Raw genomic sequence first — 3227 nt, forward strand, 5'->3', positions numbered from 1 at the left:
TGCTGCGCCTGCGGCCTCTGGCCATGACCTTTAACCTGGTGGTGGGTGGCCTCTTACCCATCATGTTCAGCCATGGCGCCGGCGCCGATGTGATGAAGCGTATTGCCGCCCCCATGGTGGGCGGTATGTTCAGCGCCGCGTTACTGGCACTGCTGGTCATTCCCGCCCTTTACGCCCTGTGGCAGAAACGGCGATTTGGCCTGCGCTAATGGTACGGATGAGGTTGTATAGCTAATATACCAGATGACCACTGTTTGTCACTTTCATCACGACATTGCAGGCCGCCGAAAGGATGCCTGCATCGCGCAAAACGGCAGCGTGGGAGGCCGCCTTTAATCGCCGATTAGCCAGGCGGCGAAATGCTCCGTGTTTAGCACGGTCGGCGGTTGTTGGACAAGCAAAGGTTCATCCCGCAAGATACGCAGGATGCGGTTGGTTCCGGCCACCGCGCTGCGCTTGGAAGGAACATCGGATTGAAGGTAGCGATTGAGCAGATCGGCAAAGGCTATGCTTGGGGGGGCTTGTCCTGGACGGGACGTCGTTTGCTGGGACTCCGTTGTCCAATATCCAGTGATCGCTGCAGCATCTTGGAATATGGCCTGGGGCACAGGCGGGGCAGTGGCGCGGTGGAACGCGGGTTGCAAAGGGGTAAACTGGGGTTTCATGATGTCCATGAAACCCCGACTAGTGGTTTGTTTTGGTGTGTGTTAGTAGCCCTTGGGGGGCTACTGGGATACTCTGATGTGGTACCGGGGACTGGATTCGAACCAGCACAAGCTTTCGCTCACTAGGACCTGAACCTAGCGCGTCTACCAATTCCGCCACCTCGGCGTGAACGGAATAATCATTTATTAAGGAGCATTTGTCAATGCCGGAAACACAAGAACCCGCATCGCTGAGTGACCGCGATCCCATGTTCGAGCGCGAAAAAGAAAAATATGAACGGCCTATCGTTAGCCGGGAGTACATTCTCAGCTATCTGGAGGGTGCTGGCCAGCCACTGACTCTGGAAGGCATTATCACTGAGCTCGAGGTGGCCGAAGATGATCAGGAAGCCTTGCGGCGTCGTCTGCGGGCCATGGAACGGGACGGGCAACTGGTTCGCAACCGTCGCGGCGCTTACGGAATCGTTGAGGCGATGGAATTGGTGCGTGGTACGGTCAGCGCCCACCCCGATGGCTTTGGTTTCCTGATCCCCGAGGGGGGCGGGAAGGATCTCTTCCTTTCTCCGCGGGAAATGCGCAAGGTGTTCCATGGCGATACGATTTTGGGACGGGCGGTAGGGGAGGATCGGCGCGGACGTATTGAAGGCGCGGTTGTGCGCATTTTGGAGCGCGCGCTCAAGGAGATTGTGGGCCGTTACTATGCGGATGGTGGTGTACATTACGTGGTTCCCGAAGACCGCCGTATTCCCCAGGAGTTCGGGGTGGTAGAGGGTGGTGAATTAGCGCCCGTGCACGGACAGATTGTCACGCTGCAAATTACTCAGTACCCCGATGGGCGCAATATGCCACAAGGGCGCATCGTCGAGATTCTCGGTGAGCACATGGCCCCGGGTATGGAAGTCGAAATTGCCGTCCGTAACTATGGTCTGCCCCATCAGTGGTCAGGAGAAGTGCTTGCCGAAATCACGCACTTCTCGGAGACAGTGCCGGAGGTGATGAAGGAAGGTCGCCGAGATCTGCGAGACCTGCCGCTGGTCACCATTGACGGCGCCGACGCCAAGGACTTTGACGATGCGGTCTACGCCGAGGAAATCGAAAATGGCTTCCGGCTGATTGTCGCAATCGCCGACGTGGCCACTTATGTGCGCACGGACTCGGCGCTGGACAAAGAGGCAGTGACCCGCGGCAATTCAGTCTATTTCCCGCGGCGGGTGATTCCCATGCTGCCCGAGATACTGTCCAACGGACTCTGTTCCCTCAACCCCCATGTGGATCGCCTCTGCATGCTTTGTGAGATGGAGATGGATGCGACGGGCGAGGTGCAGCGTTTCCGTTTTGACCGGGGCGTCATGCGCTCTCAGCGCCGTTTTACCTACGATGAAGTGGCGGCCATATTGGCGGGTGACGAGGTCTTAAGGGCGCAGGACGCGGCTATGGCCCCGCACCTGGAGGCCCTGCACCGCCTCTATGAAAGCCTTGCCAAGGCCCGTGAGCGGCGTGGCACTATTGAGTTTGACTCACAGGAAAGCCGTATTATCTACAACGACCAGTTGCGTATTGAAAAAATTGTGGCTGTCACCCGCAATGTGGCGCATCGGATCATTGAGGAATGTATGCTCGCGGCGAATGTGTGTGCGGCGCAATATTTCCGCATCCATGAGCTGCCCATGCTGTACCGGGTGCATCCGGAGCCGTCCAGCGACAAGCTGGAAGATTTGCGTCGCTTTCTCGGGGAGCTCGGCGTGCCGGTGCGTCTGCCTACCCACCCGCGCAGTGCTGATCTGGCCAAAATCATTGAAGATACCCGTGAGCGCAGTGATTCCAGTCTGATTCAGACGGTCATTCTGCGCAGCCTGGCACAAGCCTATTACACCGTGGATACGGGTATGCACTTCGGACTGGCCTTCCCGGCCTATACGCACTTTACCTCACCCATCCGCCGCTATCCGGATCTCGTGGTGCATCGCGGTATTCAGGCCTTACTGGACGCTGCGGGTGCTGAACCGAAGTGGTTTCCGAAAAAGGAACTGCAAGAACTCGGCCAGCATTGTTCCATGACTGAACGGCGGGCCGACGAAGCCAGTCGCGAGGCGATAAACTGGCTCAAGTGCGAATTTATGATGGATAAAGTAGGAGAGACCTATATCGGCATTATTACCGGCGTCACCGGCTTTGGTCTCTTTGTGGCGTTACGGGAAATTTATGTGGAGGGTCTTATCCATATCAGCACCCTCGGTGAAGACTACTTCCACTTTGACGCGCAACACTACCGCATCATTGGCGATCGCAGCAAAGAAACCTTCCAGTTGGGCGATGAAATTGAGATCAGGGTCATGAATGTTAATTTAGATGAGCGTAAAATCGACTTCGAGCGGGTCATGCCAGAGGGACAGGGTGGTGGCGCCGCGAAAAGTCGCAGGAGTCGGCGGAGCAGGAAAGACTAGAGAAGCGCCCCTGGCGCCGCTCTGCGGAGGGGCGGCGCCAGGGTTCTGTGTTCATACCTTAATCATACCATTTTCCAGATAAAGCGGATCATAGTCGAAGATAATGGTTTGATCGGAT

The 3227-nt window shown here is 56.9% G+C and carries 3 protein-coding genes and 1 tRNA gene; 2 read left to right on the forward strand and 2 right to left on the reverse strand.

The genetic code is table 11. From position 1 onward, the window contains the following. On the forward strand, positions 1-209 hold a 209-nt coding region (locus tag AC2VNK_RS01750; RefSeq protein WP_486882585.1), incomplete at its 5' end, for an efflux RND transporter permease subunit. A gap of 123 nt (positions 210-332) precedes the next feature. Here AC2VNK_RS01750 and AC2VNK_RS01755 read toward each other — a convergent pair. Together AC2VNK_RS01755 and AC2VNK_RS01760 are read right to left on the reverse strand one after the other, a co-directional pair. Beyond that, the gene (locus AC2VNK_RS01755; protein ID WP_291523352.1) at positions 333-674 is read right to left on the reverse strand and encodes a hypothetical protein; all 342 of its coding nucleotides are present in this window, start codon (positions 672-674) and stop codon (positions 333-335) included. 70 nt (positions 675-744) lie between these two features. After that, positions 745-831 (reverse strand) — tRNA-Leu (locus AC2VNK_RS01760). A 37-nt stretch (positions 832-868) separates the two neighbouring features. On the opposite strand from AC2VNK_RS01760, the gene rnr reads away from it, so the two are divergent. Next, a complete protein-coding gene (gene rnr, locus AC2VNK_RS01765; RefSeq protein ID WP_486882586.1) occupies positions 869-3109 on the forward strand; it encodes a ribonuclease R in 2241 nt (746 codons plus the stop codon). Positions 3110-3227 lie beyond the last annotated feature (118 nt).

Source organism: Acidithiobacillus sp. TH-A35 (genome assembly GCF_057473505.1).